The 24,803-nt window shown below is 66.0% G+C and carries 23 protein-coding genes and 3 other RNA genes; 15 read left to right on the top strand and 11 right to left on the bottom strand.

All coding sequences use genetic code 11. The features are described from left to right. Positions 1–12: 12 nt before the first annotated feature. Positions 13–513 carry a ribonuclease E activity regulator RraA gene (gene rraA, locus ABQZ00_RS05575; RefSeq protein WP_115528467.1) on the bottom strand — a complete coding sequence of 167 codons (501 nt, stop codon included), beginning with the start codon at positions 511–513 and terminating at the stop codon, positions 13–15. 485 nt (positions 514–998) lie between these two features. Between rraA and ABQZ00_RS05570 the strand changes: the two genes are divergently transcribed. The 4 genes from ABQZ00_RS05570 (at position 999) to ABQZ00_RS05555 (ending at position 3,411) form a co-directional block, all read left to right on the top strand. Then, complete coding sequence (locus ABQZ00_RS05570) at positions 999–1,832, top strand: DUF72 domain-containing protein (protein WP_323537396.1); 834 nt, start codon at positions 999–1,001, stop codon at positions 1,830–1,832. Between the two features lie 111 nt (positions 1,833–1,943). Beyond that, positions 1,944–2,018, top strand: a non-coding RNA gene (locus tag ABQZ00_RS05565) — sX9 sRNA. Positions 2,019–2,329: 311 nt separating this feature from the next. Further along, positions 2,330–2,406, top strand: a non-coding RNA gene (locus ABQZ00_RS05560) — sX9 sRNA. A gap of 57 nt (positions 2,407–2,463) precedes the next feature. Continuing rightward, positions 2,464–3,411, top strand: a complete 948-nt coding sequence (locus ABQZ00_RS05555; RefSeq protein ID WP_055849891.1) for a DMT family transporter — start codon at positions 2,464–2,466, stop codon at positions 3,409–3,411. 285 nt (positions 3,412–3,696) lie between these two features. Here ABQZ00_RS05555 and ABQZ00_RS05550 read toward each other — a convergent pair whose 3' ends face one another. The 3 genes from ABQZ00_RS05550 to ABQZ00_RS05540 all read right to left on the bottom strand — a co-directional run bounded on the left by ABQZ00_RS05550 (position 3,697) and on the right by ABQZ00_RS05540 (position 9,080). Beyond that, complete coding sequence (locus tag ABQZ00_RS05550; protein WP_055849889.1) at positions 3,697–4,419, bottom strand: pseudouridine synthase; 723 nt, start codon at positions 4,417–4,419, stop codon at positions 3,697–3,699. A 79-nt stretch (positions 4,420–4,498) separates the two neighbouring features. After that, positions 4,499–6,904 (bottom strand): putative bifunctional diguanylate cyclase/phosphodiesterase, encoded by a 2,406-nt coding sequence (locus ABQZ00_RS05545; RefSeq protein WP_323537397.1) that lies wholly within the window; start codon positions 6,902–6,904, stop codon positions 4,499–4,501. A gap of 265 nt (positions 6,905–7,169) precedes the next feature. Further along, positions 7,170–9,080 carry a DEAD/DEAH box helicase gene (locus tag ABQZ00_RS05540; RefSeq protein WP_323537398.1) on the bottom strand — a complete coding sequence of 637 codons (1,911 nt, stop codon included), beginning with the start codon at positions 9,078–9,080 and terminating at the stop codon, positions 7,170–7,172. Positions 9,081–9,257: 177 nt separating this feature from the next. Between ABQZ00_RS05540 and ABQZ00_RS05535 the strand changes: the two genes are divergently transcribed. From ABQZ00_RS05535 to ABQZ00_RS05520, 4 genes are all read left to right on the top strand, one after another. Further along, entirely contained in the window at positions 9,258–9,752 is a 495-nt protein-coding gene (locus ABQZ00_RS05535; RefSeq protein WP_323537399.1) for an RNA polymerase sigma factor, read from the top strand. Positions 9,753–9,775: 23 nt separating this feature from the next. Continuing rightward, positions 9,776–10,423, top strand: coding sequence for a hypothetical protein (locus tag ABQZ00_RS05530; RefSeq protein ID WP_115528473.1), 648 nt, complete (start codon positions 9,776–9,778; stop codon positions 10,421–10,423). A 134-nt stretch (positions 10,424–10,557) separates the two neighbouring features. After that, positions 10,558–10,812 (top strand): RNA-binding S4 domain-containing protein, encoded by a 255-nt coding sequence (locus tag ABQZ00_RS05525; RefSeq protein WP_104617131.1) that lies wholly within the window; start codon positions 10,558–10,560, stop codon positions 10,810–10,812. After that, positions 10,809–11,123, top strand: coding sequence for a hypothetical protein (locus ABQZ00_RS05520; protein ID WP_323537400.1), 315 nt, complete (start codon positions 10,809–10,811; stop codon positions 11,121–11,123). Before ABQZ00_RS05525 ends, ABQZ00_RS05520 begins: the two co-directional genes overlap by 4 nt. 207 nt (positions 11,124–11,330) lie before the next feature. Here ABQZ00_RS05520 and ABQZ00_RS05515 read toward each other — a convergent pair whose 3' ends face one another. The 4 genes from ABQZ00_RS05515 to ABQZ00_RS05500 all read right to left on the bottom strand — a co-directional run bounded on the left by ABQZ00_RS05515 (position 11,331) and on the right by ABQZ00_RS05500 (position 14,089). Then, positions 11,331–11,732, bottom strand: coding sequence for an MAPEG family protein (locus tag ABQZ00_RS05515; protein WP_055849874.1), 402 nt, complete (start codon positions 11,730–11,732; stop codon positions 11,331–11,333). A gap of 25 nt (positions 11,733–11,757) precedes the next feature. Then, on the bottom strand, positions 11,758–12,297 hold the full coding sequence (locus ABQZ00_RS05510; protein ID WP_055849873.1) for a DUF4019 domain-containing protein: 540 nt from the start codon (positions 12,295–12,297) through the stop codon (positions 11,758–11,760). A 275-nt stretch (positions 12,298–12,572) separates the two neighbouring features. Continuing rightward, positions 12,573–12,827, bottom strand: coding sequence for a hypothetical protein (locus ABQZ00_RS05505; RefSeq protein WP_115528477.1), 255 nt, complete (start codon positions 12,825–12,827; stop codon positions 12,573–12,575). A 77-nt stretch (positions 12,828–12,904) separates the two neighbouring features. Further along, entirely contained in the window at positions 12,905–14,089 is a 1,185-nt protein-coding gene (locus ABQZ00_RS05500; RefSeq protein ID WP_503064241.1) for a COG3904 family protein, read from the bottom strand. 145 nt (positions 14,090–14,234) lie between these two features. Here ABQZ00_RS05500 and ABQZ00_RS05495 point away from each other — a divergent pair, with 145 nt between their 5' ends. The 4 genes from ABQZ00_RS05495 to ABQZ00_RS05480 are packed head-to-tail and all read left to right on the top strand — an operon-like array spanning position 14,235 to position 18,964. Continuing rightward, positions 14,235–15,698 (top strand): AlkA N-terminal domain-containing protein, encoded by a 1,464-nt coding sequence (locus ABQZ00_RS05495; protein WP_323537401.1) that lies wholly within the window; start codon positions 14,235–14,237, stop codon positions 15,696–15,698. Next, the gene (locus ABQZ00_RS05490) at positions 15,695–16,240 is read left to right on the top strand and encodes a methylated-DNA--[protein]-cysteine S-methyltransferase (protein ID WP_115513415.1); all 546 of its coding nucleotides are present in this window, start codon (positions 15,695–15,697) and stop codon (positions 16,238–16,240) included. Before ABQZ00_RS05495 ends, ABQZ00_RS05490 begins: the two co-directional genes overlap by 4 nt. Positions 16,241–16,276: 36 nt before the next feature. Further along, positions 16,277–17,581 (top strand): alkaline phosphatase family protein, encoded by a 1,305-nt coding sequence (locus tag ABQZ00_RS05485; protein ID WP_323537402.1) that lies wholly within the window; start codon positions 16,277–16,279, stop codon positions 17,579–17,581. A 45-nt stretch (positions 17,582–17,626) separates the two neighbouring features. After that, complete coding sequence (locus ABQZ00_RS05480) at positions 17,627–18,964, top strand: chloride channel protein (protein ID WP_323537403.1); 1,338 nt, start codon at positions 17,627–17,629, stop codon at positions 18,962–18,964. A 266-nt stretch (positions 18,965–19,230) separates the two neighbouring features. Here the strand turns inward: ABQZ00_RS05480 and ABQZ00_RS05475 are convergent, their stop codons facing one another. Together ABQZ00_RS05475 and ABQZ00_RS05470 are read right to left on the bottom strand one after the other, a co-directional pair. Further along, entirely contained in the window at positions 19,231–19,413 is a 183-nt protein-coding gene (locus ABQZ00_RS05475) for a 30S ribosomal protein THX (RefSeq protein ID WP_055849858.1), read from the bottom strand. A gap of 279 nt (positions 19,414–19,692) precedes the next feature. After that, positions 19,693–20,109, bottom strand: a complete 417-nt coding sequence (locus tag ABQZ00_RS05470; protein WP_115529109.1) for a MerC domain-containing protein — start codon at positions 20,107–20,109, stop codon at positions 19,693–19,695. A 159-nt stretch (positions 20,110–20,268) separates the two neighbouring features. Between ABQZ00_RS05470 and ABQZ00_RS05465 the strand changes: the two genes are divergently transcribed. The 3 genes from ABQZ00_RS05465 (at position 20,269) to ABQZ00_RS05455 (ending at position 24,437) form a co-directional block, all read left to right on the top strand. Continuing rightward, on the top strand, positions 20,269–22,335 hold the full coding sequence (locus tag ABQZ00_RS05465; RefSeq protein WP_323515692.1) for a TonB-dependent receptor: 2,067 nt from the start codon (positions 20,269–20,271) through the stop codon (positions 22,333–22,335). Positions 22,336–22,788: 453 nt separating this feature from the next. Beyond that, on the top strand, positions 22,789–23,211 hold the full coding sequence (locus ABQZ00_RS05460; protein WP_115528483.1) for a MarR family winged helix-turn-helix transcriptional regulator: 423 nt from the start codon (positions 22,789–22,791) through the stop codon (positions 23,209–23,211). Beyond that, complete coding sequence (locus ABQZ00_RS05455) at positions 23,208–24,437, top strand: MFS transporter (RefSeq protein ID WP_323537404.1); 1,230 nt, start codon at positions 23,208–23,210, stop codon at positions 24,435–24,437. Before ABQZ00_RS05460 ends, ABQZ00_RS05455 begins: the two co-directional genes overlap by 4 nt. Before the next feature lie 102 nt (positions 24,438–24,539). Here ABQZ00_RS05455 and ABQZ00_RS05450 read toward each other — a convergent pair. Further along, positions 24,540–24,614, bottom strand: a non-coding RNA gene (locus ABQZ00_RS05450) — sX9 sRNA. Between the last annotated feature and the right edge of the window lie 189 nt (positions 24,615–24,803).

Genomic DNA, 24,803 nt, shown 5'->3' with positions numbered 1-24,803 from the left:
TTTTAGTGTCGATCAGATTGCGACGCTGGCACTGTCCAACAACAGCGGCAGCGGCGTTACCAGCACGCCGTTGGCATCGGCGTACAACCAATGACCGGGCACGAACGGGACACCGGCAAAATTCACCGGCACATCCACATCGCCCAGATCGCGTCGCTCGGTGCGCCGTGGGCAGGCGGCCAGTGCCAGCACGCCCAGCGGCAACGTGGCCAGGATCTCGACATCGCGCACGCAGCCGTGGATCAACACGCCGGCCCAGCCATTGGCCACCGCCTGCGCCGCGATCTGGTCGCCCAGTAGCGCGTGCTTCAACGAGCCCTGGCCGTCCACCACCAGTACCCGCCCATCGCCCGGCGTGGCGGCCAGCTCGCGCACGCGCGAGTTGTCTTCGAAACAGCGCACCGTCGCGATCGGCCCGGAGAACACGCTGCGCCCGCCAAAGTGGCGGAACAACGGCTCGGCAACGGTCACCTCGGGAAAGCGGTCACACAGATCGGGCGTGGTCCAGGTCATCGGTGCGGTCTCAAGCGGCTGAGCAGGCATGGTAGCCGGCTGCGATGGGGTCCGGGTGTCGGTTGATGTCGTCTCGGCGCTGACTGCTCGGCAGCCTGTCGCCTGCTGGCATCGCGCAGAACGACCGACAGACGACTGCGGCCACCGGGAGGCGCGCGTGGACCGGGCTTGATCGGGATATCGGATTTTGCGGTAAAGATTCGCTGGCGCTGCCGTCCTCGCTTGGTGCCGCGCCAACGGTGCAATGCCGGTCGCACGTCATCGCGACCTGCATCATCGGAGCGCTAGCGAAGATGCCGCTTGGCTGTGCGTCGTCGCGCAGACTGGCACGGCGAGCGCTGCCGTTGGCCGCATCGCCAGCCGGCGGCTTCGCTGTCACACCGCATCCAATCCCGCTACGCCACGCGATAGGCTGTGACTGCCACTCCGCGCCGCACCACTGCGGCACCTCATCGTGCACACCTTTGCCAGCGAGTCTCCCTGCGATGTCTGATCTGTTCGCTTCCGCGCCACCCGTCCTGGACGGCATCCATGTCGGTATCGGCGGCTGGGTGTATGCGCCATGGCGCGCAGGCATGTTCTATCCAGCAGGCCTGGTGCAGCGGCGCGAACTGGAATACGCCAGCCGCCAGGTCACTGCCATCGAAATCAACGGCACCTATTACGGCGCGCAAAAACCGGCGACCTATGCGAAATGGCGCGATGACGTGCCGCCCGGCTTCGTGTTTTCTGCCAAGGCGCCGCGGCGCATTACCCAGTCACGCACACTGGCGGGCACCAAGGCGCAGGTGGACGACTTCGTCGGCGGCATTGTCGAGCTCGGCGATACCCTGGGGCCGCTGGTGTGGCAATTCGAGCAAGGACATCGGCTGCAGGCCGACGACCTGGAGGCCTTTCTGGCGTTGCTGCCTCAACGCGCAGGCGGTCGCACGCTGCGGCATGTGCTCGAAATTCGCGACCCTGCGGCGGTGAATGCGTCGCTGCTCGCGCTGGTGCGCCGCCACGGCGTGGCCACGGTGTTCACCGATTCGGACGAACATCCCTCCTTCGCCGATCTCTCCACCGATTTTGTTTACGCGCGTCTGATGCGTAGCCAGGTACGTCTGCATGCCGGTTATCCGGCGCCAGCATTGGAGCGTTGGGCCGAGCGGATCCAGGCCTGGCGACGCGGCGACGACCCGGCCGACCTGCCGCATATTGACTCCACGCCACAGGCCACAAACACGCCGCGCGAAGTGTTCGTGTTCTTCATCAGTGCGGCGAAGGAGCGCAATCCGGCTGCGGCGATGGCGCTATTGAAAGAACTGTCTGCTGGATGACGTGTTGCTGGCAGCGATATCCCCTGGCCGGCTGGCGTGTGTGGCGAACACGTTTTAGAGCAGCCAACAAAACAACTACGCTCACCGCCAGGCGGGCGCGGCCGGTGTGGTACGGGCCACGCGTACATGCGGTTCTGAGAACGCCTTCCGCACCCACCTGACAACTGCTCGCTAGCTTTGTTAGCCGCTCTTGGTGAAGCCGAGCGCGCTTACGCCGATGCGTGGTCGACTGATCTTCGGCAGCGCATGATCCAGCGGCTATCTGCATGGTCTTGAGCAATGTGGTCGTTGGGCGCCAACGTCGTGAAAACATTACAACGTGCGTGCTGTGGGACGCGGCCTTCTTTGAGTTGCCAAGCGGCCTGCGCACGATTGAGTCAATCGCTGGAGTAGACCGTACCCTCACCCCAACCCCTCTCCCGCAGGAGAGGGGCTTAGAGCAGCTGAAAAGATGACTTTGCAGCCGCCAGGCGAGCGTGGTTGATGCTTGGTGCGGCATGTACCACGCATACACTCCGGTTCTGACCGCGCCGCCCCTACCCACCTGACGACTGCTCGCCTGGTGTTGTCAGCCGCTCCAATAAGGCTCATTGCACGGCGCCGATCTGCGGCTTTTCGGCGACAATGGCGCATGCCCACGACCGACCTGCGCAAGGCGCAACTGCAAATTCATTTCTGCGTGCTGCTTTGGGGCATCACCGCGATCCTGGGCAAGTTGATCACGCTGCAGGCATTGCCGCTGGTGTGGTGGCGCATGTTGATCGTGGTGGTGGCGTTAGCCTTGTGGCCGCGGGTGTGGCGCGGCTTGCGCGGCTTGTCTGGCCGTGTGGTGCTGGGCTATTGCGGCATCGGCGCGTTGGTGGCGCTGCACTGGCTGACCTTCTATGGCGCGATCAAGCTGGCTAACGCGTCGGTGGCGGCCACCTGCATTGCCTTGGCGCCGGTGTTCACTGCCGTGATCGAGCCATGGGTGACGCAGCGGCCGTTCCGCCCGCGCGAGTTGCTGTTCGGCCTTGCCGTGTTGCCAGGAGTGGCGCTGGTGGTCGGCGGCGTGCCCGATGGTATGCGTGCAGGGGTGGTGGTCGGCGCGATTTCGGCCGTGTTCGTCGGGCTGTTCGGCTCTCTCAACAAGCGCATGGTGGCGCATGCAGACCCGCTTACCGTCACTGCATTGGAGCTGGGCGCCGGCACGCTGACCCTGACCGTGCTGGCACCGGCCATGCCGCTGCTGCTGCCATCGCTGCATGGCGATCTGTTGATGCTTCCCAGCCTGCACGATGGCGTGTTGCTGCTCGTCCTGTCGCTGGCCTGCACCCTGCTGCCGTTTGCGCTGGCGCTGGTCGCGCTGCGTCATCTCAGCGCGTATTCGGTGCAGCTGGTGACCAATCTGGAACCGGTCTACGCCATCGTGCTGGCCATCGCCCTGCTGGGCGAACAGCGCGAGCTCACCCTGCAGTTCTATCTTGGCGTGGCGATCATTCTGGGCGCGGTGTTTCTGCATCCGGTGCTGGAACGCAGGCGCAAGGTGGTGCACCCGGAGTTACTGGGCACTGCAGAAGCCAAGAACATCGTCGACTGAGCGAATGACACCCCATCCCGCGACACGGCGTTGGCCGACAGCGACCGCAGTGTCGCGTAACACCCGAGACCGACGCGTCGCAGCGAACGCGTGAACGCTTCAGCGGCCGGCGCTTACCGAGGATGACGATGACCAAGCCCGCGCCCACAAGGCGCCAAGCGCAGCGTTTGGTCAGCTATCGCACCCCGCGGGCCGCACGCGAACGCCCATACCGACTGCAGCGGAAGCACCTGATGACGACCACTGCGCCTGCCATCCGGCAGCGCATCCGGCCGGCCGACCGGTTTACCAGTCGGTACGCTGCGGCAGCAGGCCGCGCAATTCCGCATCGCTCAGGTTGCGCCATTGCCCAGGCTTGAGCGCGGCAAGCTTGATGTTGTCGATGCGCACCCGCCGCAGTTGGGTGACCCGGTAGCCGAATTCGGACGCCATCAGGCGGATCTGCCGGTTCAACCCCTGCTCCAGCACGATGCGGAAGCCGAACTTGGCAATACGCGCGGTGCGGCACGGCAACGTGGTTTCGTTATGGATGCGCACACCGCGCGCCATGCCACGCAAGAATTCGTCGGTGACCGCCTTGTTGACCGCCACCAGATACTCTTTTTGATGGCGGTTTTCCGCGCGCAGGATCTCGTTGACGATGTTGCCGTTGCTGGTCATCAAAATCAGCCCTTCGGACTCCTTGTCCAGGCGGCCGATCGGGAAGATGCGCTGCTCGTGGCCGACGAATTCGACGATATTGCCCTTGACCGAACTCTCGGTGGTGCAGGTGATGCCCACCGGCTTGTTGAGCGCGATATAGACATGTTTGCGGCCGCCGGGCTTCTTGGCCTCGCGCGCGCGCAGCGGTTGGCCATCCACCAGCACGGTGTCTTCGTCGCCCACCACCGCGCCGGTGCCGGCCACCACACCGTTGACGGTGACGCGGCGTTCGCCAATCAGGCGGTCGGCCTCGCGGCGCGAGCAGAAGCCAGTGTCGGCGATATGTTTGTTGAGTCGGATTGTCATCGTTCGATTATCGGCGATTTACAGCCGGCAACGTACTTTTGTGCAGTCACAGCGTGGCGCCCGGCTCTGCCGGCTGGCCCTATCCGGTCACGGCCAGCAACGGCTGTGGCGCGATCAGGTCTTCCAGCGGGCATGGACGGTGCAGGCTGAAGCCCTGCACCTGGCCCACGCCGGCATCGCGCAGGCCGGGGATATCCGCCTCCGACTCCACCCCTTCGGCCACCACTTCGATGCCCAGTGCCAGGCCGACCTGGGCAATGGAATGCACCGCGGCGCGGTCCACCGCGTCATGCGCGTAATTGCGCACGAAGCCGCAATCGATCTTCAACACATCCACCGTAAATTGCTTGAGGTAGCCGAACGAGGCCAGGCCGCTGCCGAAATCGTCCAGCGCCACGTGGCAGCCCCGCGCACGCACGCTCTGCACGAAGCGCTGCGCATGTTCCAGATCGCCGATGACCGCGGTTTCGGTGATCTCCATGCACAGCTTGGGCACCAGCGTGGGATAGCGCTCGAACAAGGCGCAGACAAAATCGAGAAAGTCCGGCTGCGCGATCGATTGCGCAGACAAATTGACATGGCACAGATCCAGCGTCGCCACATGCATCGGGTTGTCGGCCAGTTGCGCGCACAAGGTTTCCAGCACATAGGCATCGACCATGCGCCCAAGCCCGTAACGCTCCACCGCAGGCAGAAATTCGCCAGGGCTCAGCACACGCCCATCGCGCGCGCGCATGCGCACCAACACTTCGTACTGCAGACGACCGGGGTCGCTCAGCACCTGGATTTTCTGTGCGTACAGCAGCAGCCGCTGTTCGGCGACGGCCTGCTGCACGGCGCTGATCCAGCCACCGTCATGCCGACGACGCGCCAATGCCAGATCGTTCTCGCCAAAACACCGAATCCGGTTGCGCCCTTCTTCCTTGGCCGCATGACAGGCAAGATCGGCCGCAGTCATCAAGGCATTGACGTCGCTGGCGCCCTTGCGAATTTCCACCACACCAAAGCTGCAACTCGGCGTCAGCGGCCGGCCGCCCTGATGGCTCCATGGCTGCCCGAGCACACCATGCATGCGTTCCAGCAAGGCCTGCGCCTGCACCAGATCGGTATTGGCCAGCAGAATCGCGAACTCGTCGCCACCCAGCCGCCCCAGCCAGTCGCCCGGACGCAGCTGCATGGTGATCACGTCGGCGAAGTGGCACAGGAACTTGTCGCCGACCGCATGCCCGAAGGTGTCGTTGACCAGCTTGAAATGGTCCAGATCCACGAAGCACAACGCATGGCACAGCTGCGGCGATTGTGGCGGCTCGATCAGACGCAGCAGTCGGCGCTCGATCTCGCGCCGGTTGATCAGGCCGGTCAAGGCATCGTGACGCGCGTGGAAGGCGACCTCGTCGGCCAGCTCGTGCGCGTGCGAGACATCTTCGATCACCGCCAGCACCAGCGTGGGTTCCTCCGGACCCGGCTCCACCAGCGAGGCGCTCCAGCGGCCCCACATCACTTCGCCATCGGCACGCAGGAAGCGCAGCTCGCCGGACTGCATCAGCCGTGGCCAGTCGATCATGCCGCGGCTGTCCAGCACGATGTCGTCCGGATGCACCACCTCGGCCAGGGTGCGGGCCTGCAGTTCCTCCGGGCGGTAGCGCAGGATATTGGCCATCGAGGCGTTGGCATCCAGCACGTGGCCACGCAGATCGAACTTGACCATGCCCAGTGCGGCTTGTTGAAACGCCGTGCGAAAACGGCCCTCGTGCGACAGCAGATAGTCGCGGATACGGCGCATCGCCAGCACGCAGGTGGTCAGCACCAACAACAAGGTGGCAAGGCTGCAGGCCGCCATCACGTCGTGCAGCAGCCGCGCGCAGCGGATCAGCAGCGCCTGGAATTGCGCCGCATCGCCGCGCATGCGGCCATCGAGCAGATGCAGATCGTCGCGCAAGGCCTGCAGCGCGCGCGGATCCGGCGTATTGGCGGCCTGCACGGAGGCGGCACGGTCGGCCAATGCACTCAGCTTCAACAGGTCGGCGTCGGTGTGCTTCCACATCGCGATGGCGTCGCCCAGATACGGAAAGACATGGCCGTAGCGGTACAGACGCACCATCTGCGGCATGTCCTCAGGGGCATTGCGGCCGGCCGCCAGTCCGGCATAGACCGCCGTCCAGGCGATCACCGGCTGTTCGACTGCTTCGCGTGCCGCGCGGTCGCCCAGCGGCACTTCCAGCGCGCGGCAGGCGGCCTGCAGGTCGGCCGGATCGCCGCTCACCAGATAGCGTTCCAGCCAGTACACCGACTCCTGCTGGGCGTTGGACCAGTGGCTCTGGCCGACGATCCAGGCGGTGGCACCGGACTGGATTTCGATGGCCAGTGCCGAGAGCACGGCCATGCCGACAGCCACGGCAATCAGCAGTGCCAGAGGGAGCGTCAGCCAACCGCGCACCATGTGCATGGTCCGGTCACTGCGTGTGCTGCGTGCTGCCTGCGCCATTGCCCGTCCTCGTCCACCGCCGCCCGATGCGATTCAGGCGCCCAGTGGGCGCCTGAAGGCAGTAGCGGCCGTCATGGCCGAGTCTGTATGGCGGCGTCCGTTTGCCGGACGGCCGGCGGAAAAGGTCAGCCTGGCTGACCATCCGCCCTCTGCGGTCCCTGTCGGGACACGCTTGCTTGCATTGCCAGGCTATGCCTTGAAAGGAATAGCGGCACTGACCCCGGCTGCGTCCGCGCTTCGCCGCGCAGCCGATTGTCAGCGGGGCTTACTCGCCGCGCGGCTTGGGCGGACCCTTACGGTGTGGCGCGCCGGCGCGATCCATCGGACGCCCCGGGCCGTTCGGACGACCGGACGGCTTGCCACCACGCGGGAAGCGCGGCTTGGACGGCGACGCCGCCGCCTCGCCGTCTTCCAGCTTGCGCATGTTGAGCTGCTGGCCGGAGACCCAAACCTTCTTCAGGTGCGTCAGCAGTTCGCGCGGCATGTCGGCCGGCAGATCCAGGATCGAGTAATCGTCCTGGATATCGATGCGGCCGATGTAGCGACTTTCCAGGCCGGCTTCGTTGGCGATGGCGCCGACGATGTTGGCCGGCTTCACGCCGTGGGTGTGACCCACTTCGATGCGATAGCTCTCCATGCCGAACTCCGGCTCGCCACGCGGGGCCGGGTCACGACGCGGACGCTCGCTGCCGGCATCCTCGCTACGCGGCGGACGCGGTGCGCGCTCGCCGTCGTTGGCACGCGGGCCACGCTCGAACTTCGGCTCGAACCGCGGACGCTCGCCGCGATCGCCGCGATCCCCACGGTCGGCACGCTGCGGGGTGAACTCTTCGCGCGCGCCACGCACCGGCGGGGTCAGCAGGAACGGCGCATCGCCCTGCAGCAACTTGGCCATCGCCGCGGCGATCTCGATCGCCGGCACGTTGTTTTCGGCCTCGTAGCGCTGCAGCAGATCGCGGTACATGTCGATCTGGCCACTGGCCAGCGTCTCGGTGATGCGGGTCATGAAGCGCGCCACGCGGGTGTCGTTGACGGCATCCACGCTCGGCAGCTGCATTTCTTCGATCGGCTGACGGGTTGCGCGTTCGATCGAGCGCAGCATGCCCTTCTCGCGCGGGGTGACGAACAGAATGGCGTCGCCATTACGGCCGGCACGACCGGTACGACCGATGCGGTGCACATAGCTTTCGGTGTCGTACGGGATGTCGTAATTGAGCACGTGGCTGACGCGCTCCACGTCCAGACCGCGGGCGGCCACGTCGGTGGCGACCAGGATGTCCAGCTTGCCGTCCTTGAGCTGGGCAATGGTCTTTTCACGCGCGGCCTGCTGCATGTCGCCGTTGATGGCGGCCGCGGCCAGGCCACGGGCCTGCAGCTTCTGCGCGAGTTCTTCGGTACCGGCCTTGGTGCGCGCGAAGATGATCATGCCGTCGAACGGCTCGACCTCAAGAATGCGGGTCAGCGCGTCCAGCTTGTGCAGCCCGCTCACCCACCAGTAGCGCTGGCGGATATTGGCCGAGGTGGTGGTCTTGGCCGCGATGGTGACTTCGTCCGGGTCCTTCAGATAGGTCTGCGCGATGCGGCGGATAGCCGGCGGCATGGTGGCCGAGAACAACGCCACCTGGCGCTTTTCCGGCAGCTTCTTCAGCACGGCTTCGACGTCGTCGATAAAGCCCATGCGCAGCATTTCGTCGGCTTCGTCCAGCACCAGCGTCTTGAGCTGGGACAGATCCAGGGTGCCGCGATCCAGGTGATCGATCACCCGGCCCGGGGTACCCACCACCACATGCACGCCGCGCTTGAGCGCGCTCAGCTGCTGGGCATACGGCTGGCCGCCGTAGACCGGCAGCACGCGGAAGCCGGGAATGGCTTCGGCATACTTCTGGAAGGCTTCGGCGACCTGGATGGCCAGTTCGCGGGTCGGAGCCAGCACCAGCGCCTGCGGCTTGAGCTGATTCAGATCGGCGTTGGACAGCACCGGCAGCGCGAACGCGGCGGTCTTGCCGGTACCGGTCTGCGCCTGGCCGAGGACGTCGCGGCCGGCAAGCAGCGCGGGAATGGTGGCAGCCTGGATCGGCGACGGCGACTCGTAGCCAACGTTGGCAACGGCTTTCATCACAGCGTCCGAGAGGCCGAGGTCTGCAAACAGCAGCGGCGCGGAAGATTCTTGGGTCATGGGTAACTCCGGAGGCGCCGCACGGAGCCGGCAGGCGCAAAGCAGGGTATTGTGCGCCCTTACCCCCCTTCGTGTCGAAGGGGGGTGACGTTTTGTTCAGGTTGTGAGGATTCGCCCGCCCCGGCGAATCATCCTGGCACGCATTTCCCCGCCTTGCCCGGCACCTGAGCCAAGCCCGTGGATACAGACCTGCAAACCCGCTTCAGCGTCCTGCTTGGGCAGCACCGGGGCATCGTTCTGAAGGTGGCCGCCAGCTATTGCCGCAATCGCGACGACCGCGACGAGCTGGCCCAGGAAATCGCGGCCCAGCTGTGGCGCGCATTTCCTGGTTACGACCCCAGCCGGCGCTTTTCGACCTGGATGTATCGCATCGCGCTGAATGTGGCGATCAGCGACCTGCGCGGCCGCAACCGTGCGCCGGATGCGCCGATCGCCCTGGATGCGGTGGTGGACCAAATCGCGGACCCGGCGGCGCGCGACCCCGCACGCGAGCAGCAGGTCGCCGCGTTATACGCCTTCATCGCGCAGCTACCCACGCTGGAGCGCGCCTTGCTGCTGCTCTATCTGGACGACCACCGCTACCGCGAGATCGCCGAGGTGCTCGGCATCAGCGAAACCAACGTCGCCACAAAACTCAGCCGCCTGAAGGCGCGCATCCGCAACGAACTTTGACCCAAGACACCACCGGAGCCGCAATGGAACTCGACGACATGCAACACGCCTGGCACGCCCTGGAACACCGATTGGATCGCCAGGCCGCAGACATGCATCGCCTGCTCGGCGCCATCCGCAGCGATGCAGCGCATGCCAGCCTGCGCCCGCTGTGGTGGCGCCAGGTGGCACAGCTCGTGTGTGCACTGGCACTGAGCCTTGTGTTTGTTCGTGGCTGGCTGGGAGAACCCCATCAAGTTGCGGCCATCATCGGCGGCGTGCTGCTGCAGCTATGGTGCGTGGCGCTGGCGCTCTCGGCGAGCCGTCAATTGCAGCTGCTGTCGCAACTGGATTTCGCCGGGCCGCTGGTCCAGACGCAACAAGCACTCGCCCAGCTGCGGCGTTGGCGCACGCGCGTCGCGCCGTGGTTGGGCATCGCGTTCTGGGTGCTCTGGGTGGCAGTCGCCGACAGCGCCTGGCGCAGCCTCACTGGCACCACACTGCCGCACGTCTGGCTGCTGCTCAACGTGCTGGTGGGCGTGATGGGCGCCTTCGGCACCTGGTACGGCTATCGGCGGCTGCAGCGCGCACAGCACCCCTGGCTGGACCGCATCGACGATGCGCATGCCGGTGGCAGCCTGACCCGCGCGCAGCGCCTGCTGGAGGAGATTGCGCGGTTTCGCCGCGAGTAGGCGGCCACTCTGACGACAGCGACAGCGCGCTGTCGCTGCCTGCGCGCAGCCATGTGTCTGGTGCGGGCCTGCGCATGGTGGTGCCGGCGGCGGCTCCGGGCGGATAATCGGTTTCTTTTTCGACCGAGTGCAGCATGCAATTCCTGGAATTCGACCTGGATGGCGAGTACATCGAACTCAACCAGTTGCTCAAGCTGGCCGGCATTGCCGATAGCGGCGGCCAGGGCAAGGCCATCGTTGCCAGCGGCGCGGTCAGCGTCGATGGCGTGCAGGAACTGCGCAAGACCGCGAAGATCCGCCCCGGTCAGCTCGTGCAACTGGACGACGTGGAAATTCGCGTCATGGCCATGGATCCCGAGTCCGAGTCTGAGTCTGAGTCCGGCGAATGAGGGTGATCGAGATCGGACAGCGCAATATCGCGCCGTCTTCCGAAGATCCGAAACACGACGTCTACGTGTTCTCGATCGAACTCGGCGCGGCGCGCCCGTTCTGGCTGGAGCAATCCATCCATGGCGGCCATGCCGACCGCGGCGGTTGCATCATGCTGGGGTTGCACGAGCTGGACGGCTGGCGAGGCGACTGGCGCGTGCATCTGACCCATGCAGGATGCGCCTGGGCGATCCCGCTATTGGAAGAGGCCATGCGCAGCGGCGATACGCAGGCGGCGATCGATGCGATCGTGGCGCGGGTGCCGAGCTGATGCAATCCAGTGCGGCGGAATGCTCGTATCGCCTGCCCGCTTGCACGCCCATGACCGTATAAAAACGGCGGATAACGCTATCCAGCGATTGCATGCTGCGCACCGGCTACCACCGATGCGCCAGTCTGAAGCCAACGCGCGACACCGCGCTCGATCGGGATCAAGCGCGATGCACGGCAAGCGTGCACGCGCCAGAACCGTAATGCCTTACCAACCCAGCAGCGCGCGTACCAGCTTGACGATGCCCCAGAACGACACCACCCAAATCGCGCTGCGCAGGTAGGGGATACCGGCCGCATAAACCGGCACGTAGGCCACTCGCGCCCACAGATACAGCTGCACGCCCAAGGCGGTTTCCGCATTGGTGCGACCGGCCACGGTCACCGCCAGCACCGCGGCGGCAAAGATCGGAAAGGTTTCCAGATAGTTGCGAAACGCGCGATCCAGCCGTGCGGCGACGCCGGTCAACGGCTTGGCATCGCCATCGCGCGGACTGGCATTCCATTTGGTGCCGCGCTGCGCGGTCATGCTGACCGATGCAGCCAGCAGCTGTACCAGCCCGAGCACCATGGCCCAGCCCAGCATCTGCAGTTCGATGGTCAGTTGCATGCAAATTTCCTGATGGGCTGCCGCATCACTTGGCCGCCGTGCGCAGGCTGTAGCCCGCAACGCGCCAGGTCTTGTCTTCGTCCAGACGGAACGACACCAGCTCGCGCACCGGCTGCGGCGCGTTGGCAAACCGGGTCGGGAAGCTGACGTTGACGTACAACCCTTCGGGCACCTGCGCGCCGGGTCCGTACTTCACCCGCGTCACCGAGCCCTGACCACGCCCGACCATCGCACCCAGACGCGCACGCTCACCGGCGAGCTGGGCGACGAAGGCATCGCGCTTGACTGCAGTCTTGGCCACGCTGGACGCACCGTCCCACAGCGAAGCGGCCTTGTTGGCATCGACCATCTGCGCCACGCGCAAGGCGGCCTGGGTCATCTCCACGTCCTGCTTGGCAACCTGCGCCTGCTGGGCCGCACTGGGCGCTGGTACGGGCTGCCCCGCCGCCGGTTTTTGTGCCGCAGGCGCCGGCTGGGCAGTGGCCGCGCGGGACGGTTGCGGTTGTTGAGCAAACGCCAGCGCTGGAGCCAACACCAACGCGACAAGCAAACGAGGACGGAGCATGGGACAGCACCTTGAACGGGTTGGAAAGCGATGGACCGCACACATTGCGGCGGGTAGCGCAGTCTATGGCGGGACCTGCGCAACACAAGCGGCGCGCGATCCGGGTGGGATCGGCTGACTGCATGATCCGGACGACACTGTCGCGTTGGCGTGTAACAAGCCGCCTGATCCGCCGGTAGAGCGCAGGCGGCAGGCCGGATCTGCGCAGCCAGTGCGAACCGCGCGTTCAACGCAGCCCCAACCCAGACCAGGTTCGTTCGGCCTGGATCGAATCGCTAGAGCTCTCCGCCGGGAGCAGGCGGCACGGCAGCCACGCCGCGTGGGCGCCACAGGCGCCAGCTGATCCAGAACGCGCGTGCGACGGCCGCAACCAGCGCCGCCAGACTAAGCCACATCCCCAGCGTGGCCGGCCATTGCGCATGCAGTGCGGCGGCGGCAACGCGCAGCAGTTCGGCAACGCCGAAGCCCACCAGCACCAGCAACGCCGATGGCAGATACGCCAGTACAACGCCCTTGGTCTTGCCTCGCATAGTGCCCCCCGGCCCGGTTGTGATGGGGCGACGATAGGCAGCGCGCAGTGCGATACGCGTGAAACTTGCCGCCGCCCTCAGCCTTCGGCGTGCGCGGGCGTCGACGGCTCCGTCTCTGCGGCATCCGGCGCCGCGGCGGCGCTCGGTTCTGTCGGTGGTCGCTCATCCGCTGCGGAACCGGTCTGCGTCTCGGCCGCCGGGGTTGCCGGCAAGGCGGCGGCATCGGTCTCGGCCAGCGGGCTTTCTTCCGGGCAGGCCGCATCCGGAAAACCGAAGCGCTGCTTCAGGGCCAGCCCACACGCGTTGACCGCATCCAGATCTGCGCCCTCGCCTTTGCACTTTTGATCGAACGCCACCAGAAACGCATCTTTGCGGCGCACAAACGCATCGCCGCATTTGCGCATCTGCCGGATGCGCTCCAGGTCGTCCTGTACGGCATTGGTGCCGTCCAACCCGTACTCGCGTAGTTCTTCCATCGTCAGCAGCCGCAGGCTGCGGTTAGGCACGGTCATCATCAGATCGGCCACCGCCACTGCCACACCGTTGCGCTCCAGATAATCCTTGACGTTGCCGTAGACCTCGCGCAATTCGCGATTGAGCTCTGCGCGCGACGTCGCCTTGGAGCTGATCCGCATCATCCGGTGGATGCCGACCTTGCCGGCCACCAGGCGGTTATCGCCGGCCGCAAGCACGAATACGCAGGCGCTGTGGCAGACCGAACCCTCGCGCACCCAGATGGTCCAGTTGGATTCGCCGATGGTGTCGCCGGCGCGGATCGCCGCCTCCACCTGCCCGCCGCTGGAATCCAGATCCACGATGCGATGCGGCAACCGCAGTTGTTCGGCCACCGCCGCCAAGCGCCAGACCAGCGCAGCGAAGCCGGCATTGATCTTGCCCGCATACCGCACCCGCACCAGCCCGGTCTCGCGGCACGGCGCCAGCGCCGCCTCCACGCTGGCACGATCCAGCGCCGGCAGCAGCGTGCCGTCGCCGGCCTCCTTGCTGTAATCGGTCGCGCAACTGATCCACGCCTGGCCCGATTCCAGCTGTGCCTGCGGCCAACCTACCTCACCCGTCTGCGCGCGCGGACGCGGCGGTGGCGCCACCGGCTCGGGCGTATCCACCGACACCATGTGGTCGCCATCGCCCGCCTGCCCGGCATTGTTTTGTTGCGCCGCCCCGGCATCGGCAGACGTCGCGCTGCGTTCGCACGCCACCAGCAAGAGCAGACACGCAACGGACAGGCAAAGCGATTTGAGCATGATGGGGATTGTGAGCGCGACGGATTCACCTTCAGTCTATGGCTGAATGGGCCACAGGTTTGACCCGGCCGTGAACACGCCACGCTGCGGCAACCCTGTCCGAAAACGGCCAGCCTCGACCGAAGCCAGGGCATAGACTGGCGCCATGCAGATGTTGACGCCCGATCGAATCCAATGCGACCGCGCCCGGTTGGCGCGCGATGCGCGCTTCGACGGGCTGTTTTTCACGGCGGTGCGCAGCACCGGCATTTACTGCCGGCCAGTATGTCCGGCGCCGGCGCCCAAGCCAGGCAATGTCAGTTATTACCCGAGCGCGGCGGCGGCCAGTGCGGCCGGTTACCGGCCGTGTCTGCGCTGTCGTCCGGAGCTGTCGCCGCAGGCGCAGCAGCATCTGGGCGAAGAAAGCGTGCAGCGTGCGCTGGCGATGATTGCCGAAGGCGTGCTGCAGGAGCAGCCGGTGCAGACGCTGGCCGATGCGGTGGGGGTGAGTGCGCGGCAGCTGCAACGGCAGTTCGTGCAGCAGCTTGGCGCCACCCCGATCCAGGTGCACGGCACGCGCCGGTTACTGCTGGCCAAGCAGTTGCTTACCGAAACCGCCTTGCCGGTCACCGAGGTCGCACTCGCTGCCGGCTTCAACAGCCTGCGGCGTTTCAACGCGGCCTTTCTGCAGGGCTGCGGAATGCCGCCGTCGGCGCTACGCAAGCAGCGCACCGAAGTGCCAGGCGGCCAATTGCGTCTGCGTTTGGGGTATCGCCCACCGCTGGATTGGGCTGCGATGCTGGGCTTTTTGCAGCGCCGCGCGATTCCGGGGATCGAGCAGGTCGATGCCAGCGGCTACCGGCGCGTGATCGGCACGCCTGGAAACGCCAGCTTGATCGAGGTCGCCGCCGCGCCGCAGCGGGCGGAACTGCTGCTGCGCATCGATGCCACCGACCCGCGCCAGATTCCGCAGATCGTGCGCCGCGTGCGTCGCGTGTTCGATCTGGATGCCGACCTGCAGGCCGTCCATGCCACGCTTGAATCCGAACCGCTGTTGGCCGAGGCGATCCAGCGCCGGCCCGGCCTGCGCGTGCCGGGGGGCTGGGATGGCTTTGAAGTCGCCGTGCGTGCAGTGTTGGGCCAGCAGATCAGCGTGGCCGGTGCCGCAACGCTGGCGGCGCGGCTGGTGGACCGCCACGGCGGCCATCATGCCGACATGCCGCCTGGGCTGGACCGTAGTTTTCCCACGCCCGAACAGCTGGCCGACGCGCCACTGGAACAGCTCGGGCTGCCACGCGCACGCGCGGCCACGTTGCGCGCACTGGCATTGGCCTGCGCACAAGGCCGGCTGCATTTCGGCGCCGGGCAGCGCCTGTCCGACTTCGTTGCCGCCTGCACCGCGCTGCCCGGGATCGGCCCGTGGACTGCGCATTACATCGCGATGCGCGCGCTCTCGCATCCGGATGCGTTTCCGGCCGGCGACCTGATCCTGCAGCAGGTTCTCGGCGCGCCAGAACGTTTAAGCGAACGGGCCACCGAGGCACGTTCGCAGGCATGGCGCCCATGGCGCGCATATGCCGTGTTGCACCTGTGGCATCTCGCCGTCGATCGCAAGGACACCCGCCCATGAACACGCTGTACTACGACACCTTTCCCTCGCCGATCGGCGCGCTCACCGTGGCCGCCGATTCCACCGCCGTGCACCATATCCTGTTCGCACAGAACCGCTACGACGCGCCCGGACGTGCACGCTGGACGCACGCCCCCGATACCGCACTGGTGCGCGAAGCGCGCGAGCAACTGCTGGATTATCTGCATGGCGGGCGACGCAGTTTCGACCTGCCGCTGGCACCGGCCGGCACGCCATTTCAGCTGCAGGTCTGGCACACGTTGGCGCAAATTCCGTTCGGCCAGACCTGGAGTTACGCACAGCTCGCGCAGGCGGTAGGTCGCCCCGCCGCCAGCCGCGCGGTGGGCGCTGCCAACGGCCGCAATCCGTTGCCGATCGTGCTGCCCTGCCACCGTGTGATCGGCGCCAACGGCACGTTAACCGGCTTTGGCGGCGGCCTGCCGACCAAGCAGGCGTTGTTGCAACTGGAAGGCTGGTCGCCGCGCCAGATCGCGCGTGCTGACGATCTGTTCGGCGACCAGCGCGCAATCCAGGCCCCCTGACTTCGCGAGGTCATCGCTGCGCCGTAAACTGGCGACATGATCGATCGACGTCTTGTAGTTGCCACGATAGCCACCGCGTTGCTGGCGGCCTGCTCCACCCAGCCCGGTATGCGCAGCGCCTCGACGCAGCCTACCGCATCGTCGCCAACACCGGCGGCCGTGGCAGTCGACGACACGCCGCACACCTTGCTGCTGATCTCCATCGATGGCCTGCGCGCAGACATGCTAGATCGCGGCATCACGCCGACGCTGTCCCAACTTGCGCGCGATGGCGTGCGTGCGCGTTGGATGACGCCGTCGTATCCGTCGCTGACCTTTCCCAACCACTACACCTTGGTCACCGGTCTGCGCCCGGACCACCACGGCATCGTGCACAACAGCATGCGCGACCCCGCGTTGGGCAGCTTCTGGCTGAGCAAGCAGGACGCGGTGGGCGACGCGCGTTGGTGGGGTGGCCAGCCGCTGTGGGTGGGCGCAGAACGGGCCGGCCTGCATGCAGCGACCTGGTCGTGGCCGGGCAGCGAGGCGGCCATCCAGGGCGTGCGCCCCACGCAATGGCGTCACTACGAAGAAGGTGTCGGCCTGGACGCCCGTGTGGACGAAACGCTGGACTGGCTCGCGCGCTCCGGTGCGCAGCGCAATCGTCTGGTTACGCTGTACTTCGAACACGTGGATGAAGCCGGCCACGATCACGGCCCGGAATCGCGCGAATACGCCGACAGCGTGCGCGCAGTCGATGCCGCCATCGGCCGGTTGCTGGCCGGCATGCAGCGCGACGGCACCCGTGCGCGCACCAACATCGTCGTGGTGTCCGACCACGGTATGGCCGAAGTGGCGCCAGGGCATGCGATCAGCGTGGAAGCCATCGCGCCGCCCGCGATTGCCACCGCGGTCACCGATGGTCAGGTGATCGGTTTCACTCCGCAGCCCGGGCAACAGGCCAGCGCCGAAGCCATGCTGCTCGGCACGCATGCGCAGTACGACTGCTGGCGTAAAACCGAACTACCGGCGCGCTGGCATTACGGCACGCATCCGCGCATTCCGCCGATCGTGTGCCAGATGCACGAAGGCTGGGACGCACTGTTCCCCGACAAGTTGGCCAAGCGCGCGCAACAAGGCGTGCGCGGCTCGCACGGGTTCGATCCTGCACTGCCCTCGATGCGTGCGGTGTTCGTGGCGCAAGGCCCGGATCTGGCGCAGGGCAAGACTTTGCCGGGGTTCGACAACGTCGATGTATATGCCTTGATGACGCGCCTGCTCGGCATCACCGCAGCGCCCAACGACGGTAACCCGGCCACCCTGCTGCCGGCCTTGCGCGTGCCGCCGGACGCTGCGCACTGAGCACTGCGCACACCCGCGGCGGCGAGCGGATGCGACAATAGGGCGATGTCTGCTTCTGATCCCTCGCCGCGCCGCTTGCGGCCGCTGTTGTCCAGCGAAGGCTGGCGTCGTCGCGCTGCACTCTGGGGCGGCGCCATTGCGGTGGCCCTGGTCTCCATCGTGTTCGCCAAGGCCAGCGATGCCGCCTTCCAGTTATTTCAACGCATCACCGCGCATTCGATCTGGTGGGCGCTGCTGCTGACGCCGGGCATCTTCGCCCTGCTCGCCTGGCTCACCTCCGGGGCAATGCGCCCCACCCGCGGCAGCGGTATCCCGCAGGTCATCGCTGCGCTGGAGCATCCGGACCAGGCGTTTCGCGACACCAATCTGTCGCTGCGTGTGTCGCTGGGCAAACTTGCGTTGACCACCCTGTCGCTGCTCGGCGGCGCATCGGTCGGGCGCGAAGGCCCCACCGTGCATGTCGGCGCCAGCCTGATGCACGTGTTCGGTCGCTGGTTCGGCTTTCACGATCCGCGCGAGCTCTCGCATTTTCTGCTTGCCGGCGGCGCGGCCGGTATTGCCGCAGCCTTCAATACGCCGCTCGCCGGCGTGGTCTTTGCGATCGAAGAATTGAGCGGGCGCTTCGAGCACCGCTTCTCCGGCACCTTACTCACTGCGGTGATCGTCGGCGGCGTGGTGTCGCTGGGGTTGCTGGGCAACTACACCTACTTCGGCAAAGTGGCGGTGGCCTTGCCGCTGGGCCAGGCGTGGCTGGCGATCGCGCTGTGCGGCAGCGTGGCCGGGCTGCTCGGCGGGATCTTCGCGCGGCTGGTACTGGCCAGCGTCAGCGGCAAACCGCGCTGGCTGGGCGCGCTGCGCCAGCGGCACCCGGTGCTGCTGGCCGCGTTATGCGGCGTGGCGCTGGTCGGGCTGGCACTGGTGTTCGGGCAAGGCGCCTTCGGCACCGGTTACGAGCAGGCCCGCAGCCTGGTGCAGGGGCATGCCGTGGTCGGCCATGAGTTCGGCTTGATGAAGCTTATCGCCAACCTGGTCTCGTACCTGGCCGGCATCCCGGGCGGCCTGTTCTCGCCCGCCTTGGCGGTGGGTGCCGGCATCGGCCACAACCTGTCGGTGCTGATGCCGAGCGTGGACCCGCGCACTTTCGTGTTGCTGGGCATGTGCGCCTACCTGACCGGCGTCACACAGGCACCGCTGACATCGGCAGTGATTTCGCTGGAGCTCACCGACACCAGCCAGATGCTGCTGCCAATCCTGGCTACCGTGTTGATTGCACGCGCGGTGTCCGGGCTGGTGTGCAAGACGCCAATCTATCGCGGACTGGCCGAGCAGTTGCTGACGCCAGCGGCGAAGAACCCAACGCCGGCTGCGGACACAGCGCACTAGGGACGCGGCGTTATCGATGCGCGCAGGGCTTTATCGGACTGCATCAAGAACGGCGCCGATTGATGACATGGCGCGCGCCACTGCTCGGATGCGTTGCGCGTCATCGCAACGGATGCCGACGCTGATGACGCGCTACCGCAGCCACCGCTCAGACCCGCATCAGCACGGGCACGTTGGCAAGCATTCGATCAGTGTTTTTCGCTGAAATCAGGCATAAAAAAACGCGGCGCAAGCGCCGCGTTTTTAGATCGCAAAGCGGGCTGGGGTCAGCTGGCCTTGGCGACGGTCTTCTTGGCAACAGCCTTCTTGGCCGGCGCCTTGACCACGCCCTTCTTGGCAACCGGGGAAGCTGCACCCACGACAACCTTGCTCACCGCGTGCGAACGCGAATTGCCGTAGCTGGCGTTGTAGCGCTTGCCCTTGGCGGTCTTACGGTCACCCTTACCCATTTCGTCGACTCCTGAATGTGAATACAAATTCCCGTGCTGGCACGGGTTTGGCGAGGCTTGCACCGGCGGTGCCCTCGCGCAAGACCGATAAGCCTATCACGTCGGCCCGGGGCCGCGCAGCCCGGACGGCCTACAGGCCTGTGAGCCAGCCGGTCGTGAAGCGGATACACCATCGGCAGGCGCCTGGCTGTCACCTCACGGCGGCGGCCTGGCAACAGCGTCAAAACGATCGTCCTCACCACCGACTGCAACCATCGCGCAGTCGCGCGTCAGCGCATATCAGTGCGCACAGCTCGCGTCATGGACATGCGCATGACCGTGATTCAGCCGCAGGTTGACCAGGTGGGCAATGCCGACCAAGGCGCCGCCCAGCGTCATCACCACCGCGTGCGGCACTACCGAATGATGCAGCGGGTCGTACAACAGACCCACCCAAAGCAGCGCCAGGCCAGGTAGCAGCAGCGCCAGCGCATGCAGCGCCTTGTGGCGGCGATACCCCAGGACCAGACTAAAAAGACCCAGCAAGGTCACGAACATCACGATCGCCAGTTCGACGCCGTCGCCCAGCCAGAACGACAACCCGAGCGACGGCGCCAGCGCCAGCACCAGCGGCAGTACCGCGCAGTGCACGGCGCACAGCAGCGACCCGGTCGCACCGAAGCGGTCTAGCAAATGGCGAAGTGTGGGCAGAGGCATGACTTCCAGCAGGTGCTCGCGGCGACGTGGAATAATATAACATCTTCCTTGTTCCAGGCCCGCACCACTGCATCGCGCAGAGCGGGTCTTGCCGTCGGCGCAGCAGGCAAGCTGCGCCATCCTATTGATATATAGTAACAATTAGAGAGTCCGATCCACATGGCCCCCACGCTCATCCCCTCGCTGCGCCGCTCCGCTCTATCACTGGCACTGACCAGTCTGTTGACTCCTGCCCTGGCCATGGCCGAAGACGCACCGGACGTTGCCGACCCGCAGACGCCGCCGACGTCGGACACCCGGCATGACGCCACCCATTCCAGCGGCCGGCACATCAAGGACCTGGACAAGGTGGTTGTGACCGCGAGCCCGCTGCGCGATGCGGCCGGCGAGCTGAGCCGCCCGGTCGAGGTGCTGGCCGGCGAGCGTCTGGATGAGGTGCGCAGTTCGAGCCTGGGCGAGACCGTGGCCAGCCTGCCGGGCGTGCAGAGCTCCAACTTCGGTCCCGGCGTCGGCCGGCCGATCATTCGCGGCCTGGACGGCCCGCGCGTGGCGGTGCTGCGCGATGGCCTGTCCACCCAGGACGTGTCCACCGTCAGCCAGGACCATTCGCCTGCCATCGAGCCGTTTCTGGCCAACCAGATCGAAGTGTTGAAGGGACCGTCCACTCTGCTGTATGGCTCCGGCGCGATCGGCGGCGTGGTCAACGTGGTCGATGGCCGCATTGCCGAAACGCCGGTGGACGGCTTCAGCGGCCGCGCCGAAGTGCGCTTCGATGGCGGCGACAAGGACGGCAACACCGACATGTTCCGTGTCGATGCCGGCAACGGCAGCGGCCTGTCGATCCACGCCGATGGCGTGTACCGCAACCAGAACGATTACGACACCCCGCAAGGCCGCCAGCGCAATAGCTGGATCGACTCCAAGGTGGGCTCGATCGGCGCCTCGCTCTCCGGCGATTGGGGCTTTGTCGGCCTGTCGGCCTCGCGCTTCCGCGACAACTATGGCAACCCCGGTGAGCCGGGCGACCCGTCCCTCGGCGAGCGTGGCGTGTCGTTGAAGCTGCAGCAGGACCGCTACGACCTCAAGGGCGGGTTGACCGATCCGTGGGGCGAAGGCAGCGCGCTGCGTTACAGCTTCGGCCATACCGACTACGCGCACACCGAGTTCGAAGGCACCGAAGTCGGCACCGTGTTCACCAAGCGCGCCAACGAAGGCCGCGTGGAAGCCTCGTTCACCTTTGGTGGCGGCTGGCAGACCGCGTTCGGCCTGCAAGGCAGCGATACCACCTTCCAGGCAGTGGGCGAAGAATCCTTCGTCCCCAAGACAGATACCCGTTCGCTCGGCGCATTCGCCGTGGCGCGCAACAGCTGGGAGCGCGTCACCGCCGAAGTCGGTGCGCGCGTGGACAAGGTCAAGTACCAGACCGACATCGGCGTGGACCGCGATTTCACCCCGACCAGCTTCTCGGCCAGCGGCGGCTTCCGCTTCAACGAGCAGTGGCGCCTGACCGCCAACCTGGATCACGCCGAGCGCGCACCGGCCGAAGAAGAACTGTTCGCCAACGGCCCGCATATCGCCACGCTCGCTTTCGAGATCGGCGATGCGAATCTGAAGACCGAAAAGGCCAACCAGGCCGAGCTGGGGCTTAACTTCCAGAACGAATGGGTGGATGCCAAGGTGGCGGCGTATTACAACCGCTACAACGACTTCGTCTACATCGTCGACACCGGCAATCAGTGGTTCAACGCAGAAGACAACGACTTCCTGCCGATCCGCCAGTGGACGCAGGCCGATGCGATCTTCCACGGCTTCGAAGGCGAAGCGACGTTCCACCTGGCCAACAACGACACCGGCGCATGGGACCTGCGCGTGTTCGGCGATACCGTGCGTGCACGCCTGAAGGACGGCGACAATCTGCCGCGCATCGCGCCGGGCCGCTTCGGTGCGCAGATGCGCTGGAATGCCGACGCATGGCGCGCCTCGATTGGCGCCACCCGCACCATGAAGCAGGACAAGGTGGCGGTGAACGAAACCCCGACCGATGGCTACACCTTCGTGGATGCGCATCTGGCGTATCACGTGGACCGCGGCAGCAATGCGTGGGAAGTGTTTCTGGACGGCAACAACCTGACCAATCAGGACGCACGCGTGCACACCTCCTTCCTCAAGGACGATGTGATGTTGCCTGGCCGCAGCGCCTCGTTCGGCGTGCGGATGTTCTTCTGACAGCGGTCTCTCTCCCCCGCTGAGTAGAAGCGAGGCCGCCTTCGGGCGGCCTTTTTTGTGTGGGGTTTTCGATGAGTCGCCGATCGGATTGCCGCGCTTGGGATGTAGTGCTTGTCGCAACCCGAATCGCACGGACGGACCGGCACCGGGACAACGCGGACGCGTTGTGCAGCCTTCATTGCACAGCGGTAGTCCCTGTGTAACAGCACCGGCTGTTTCGTAACACCGGTGGCTGTCGTCCGCGGAGCTAGATATGGCAGTGCACGCTCTACTGCGCGATGACCGGTCACGGTCATGCGTGGTCGCGCCCGGGTGCGCTCCTACGTGGTTGGCTGGTTGGGGGACTACGGCATTTATGGAGAAGCGCGGTTGCTTGGGAAGCTGCAGCACGGCTGGCCACTTGTAGATAAGTGCATATACACGCAATATGCGCGCATCCTGCGGAGCGCGTTCATGTCCAGCACTTCCAACTGCACCTGCTTTCATTTGCGCCGGGCGGCGCGTCGGATGTCGCAGCTGTACGACCATGCGCTGGCACCGGTGGGGCTGAGCCTCAACGCGTATTCGATCCTGCGCCGGCTCGATACAGCGCAGTCGCTGGGCACACTGGCACAGGCCTTGGGCATGGACCGCACCACCCTCACCCGCAACCTCAAGCCCTTGCTTGCCGCTGGATGGATCACCACTCAGCGCGGCGAGGATGCCCGGCAAACGTGGCTGATCCTGAGCCGCAGCGGCCGTGGGTTGCTGCGGCGCGCACAACCGCACTGGCTCGCCGCACAGCAACGCATCGAGACGCTGTTCGGTGCAGCGCCCACCGCGCAGCTGCATGCCACGCTGGACCGCCTGGACGCCGTGCTGGATACCGCCGCATGAGCGCGTCGGCGACCGCGCGCGCCAGTGCGCAATGGGGCCTGCTGCTCACCGCCTCGGCGATGCTGATGTTGACCATGGGCGCGCGCCAGACCACCGGGCTGTTCGTCGAGCCGATCCATCGGCAGACCGGCATCGGTATCGCCTCGATCAGCTTCGCGCTGGCGATCGGGCAATTGGTCTGGGGCGCGGTGCAACCGGTGTTCGGTGCAATCGCCGATCAGCGCGGGCCGCTGCCGGTGCTGCTGTTCGGCGGCGTGTTGCTGTCGTTGGGATTGGCGCTGACGCCATGGCTGGCCAGCGAATGGGGCTTGATCGTGTCGCTGGGCGTGTTGGCGGCAGCCGGTGCCGGCGCTGGCAGTTTTTCAGTCTTGATTGGCGCCACCGCGAGCCGCATCGCACCGGAACGGCGTTCGTTTGCGGCCGGATTGATCAATGCCGGCGGCTCGATGGGCCAGTTCGTCTTCGCCCCGTTGGTGCAGGTGATGATCGGCGCGGCCGGCTGGGCCAAGGCGATGCTCGGTCTGGCGTTCGTGTCGCTGCTGACCTTGCCGCTGGCCTGGCCGCTACGCCGCGTGCCATCCGCAGCGGGCAGTGCATCTGTGCGTGCCGCCGATGACATCGGCCTGCGCGCGCAACTAAGTCTGGCGGTACGCGACCGCAGTTATTGGTGCCTGCATCTGGGCTTTTTCACCTGCGGGGTGCATATCGCCTTCCTGGTCACGCATCTGCCCGGCGAGGTGGCGCTGTGCGGGTTGCCGGCCAGCGTCTCGGCAGTGTCGATCGCGTTGATCGGCCTGTTCAACGTGGCCGGCAGTCTGGTCGCCGGCAAGCTGGGCGAACGCGTGCGCATGAAGTGGTTGCTATGCGCGATGTATGCCAGCCGCGCGGTGCTGATCGGCGTGTACCTGCTCGCACCGCCCACACCGCTGACGTTCTATCTGTTCGCTGCGGCGCTAGGCTTCACCTGGCTGGCAACGGTGCCACCGACTGCGGGATTGATCGGCAAGCTGTTCGGTCCGCGCTACATGGGCACGTTGTTCGGCCTGACCTTGCTCTCGCACCAGCTCGGCGGTTTCTTCGGCGCCTGGCTGGGCGGAGTGGTGCTGGAACACAGCGGCGACTATAGCTGGATGTGGTACGGCGACATGGTGCTTGCGGTTGCGGCCGCGCTGATCAACCTGCCGATTCGCGAAGCGGCGCCGCTGCGCACCGTTGCCGCGACATAAGACGCGCGTAGAACAACGCAATCATCTTCGGCACGCTGCGCGCAGCAGCGATCGCACGTGGTTGCCACTGCATGCGTTCGAGTCAACATGCGCGCCAAGAGCCGCTACCAAAACGTAGCGAGCCGTCGTCAGTTTGGTGCGGCGACGCGGAGGAATCGGGATGTATGCGTGGCACACGCCGCAGCGAGCATCAGCTGCGTCTGCCTGGCAGCTGCACACCCGTTTCCCGAGCTGCCCTAGAGCCGCTCGATCCATGCGTACGCTCGCGCATCACGCACACGTCGATCGCTGCATGCGTTGACGCGGCGCACAACAGCTTTTATGCGCGACTCCGTTAGAACAGCAACACGCGCTGTGCAGGCTTGT

The sequence above is a fragment of the Xanthomonas sp. WHRI 10204 genome (genome assembly GCF_040202875.1).
GTDB lineage: Bacteria > Pseudomonadota > Gammaproteobacteria > Xanthomonadales > Xanthomonadaceae > Xanthomonas.
The sequence above is the reverse complement of the archived record's forward strand: the minus strand, read 5'-3'. Positions and strand labels throughout refer to the sequence as shown.